This window comes from Brachyspira sp. SAP_772 (assembly GCF_009755885.1).
Taxonomy (GTDB): Bacteria; Spirochaetota; Brachyspiria; order Brachyspirales; family Brachyspiraceae; genus Brachyspira.
This window is the reverse complement of the sequence record NZ_VYIX01000282.1, coordinates 1-599: the sequence shown is the minus strand read 5'-3', so window position 1 is coordinate 599 and position 599 is coordinate 1. Positions and strand designations below refer to the sequence as shown.

Annotated in this window: 1 protein-coding gene; it reads left to right on the top strand. The window is 27.8% G+C overall.

The window, feature by feature from the left end; genetic code table 11:
• Positions 1 to 87: 87 nt before the first annotated feature.
• The coding region (locus GQX97_RS14035) for an ABC transporter ATP-binding protein (protein ID WP_157152346.1) at positions 88 to 599 on the top strand (512 nt) is incomplete at its 3' end.

The following is a 599-nucleotide window of genomic DNA, read 5'->3' as shown; positions in this document are numbered from 1 at the left end:
ATTTTATAAATATTTTTTCATCAAATACGATATTATATATAATAACTTCTAAAAAGTAATTTAATATTTTTTAATTAAGGATTATTAATGATAAAAGTTGATAATGTAGTAAAATACTATGGAGAACATTTAGCTCTAAAGGGTGTTTCATATACTATAAATAAAGGAGAAATAGTTGGATTTTTAGGACCAAATGGTGCTGGAAAATCTACTATGATGCGTATTATTACAGGGTATCTTCCTGCTACAAGCGGATATGTTTATTTAGATGATTATGAGGTTTATGATAATCCTATAGAATTAAAAAAAAGAATAGGATATATGCCTGAAAATGTTTCATTATACACAGAGATGACTGTAACAGATTATCTTAAATTTTGTGCTAAGCTAAAAGGAGTTCCAAGCAAAAAAGTAAAATCTGCTGTAGAAAATACAATAGAAATTACAGGCTTAACAAAATATAAAGACAGAATAATAGGACATTTATCTAAAGGATACAGACAAAGAACAGGTATAGCACAGGCAATAATACATGACCCAGAAGTTTTRATACTAGATGAGCCTACAAGCGGACTTGACCCTAATCAATTAATAGAAGT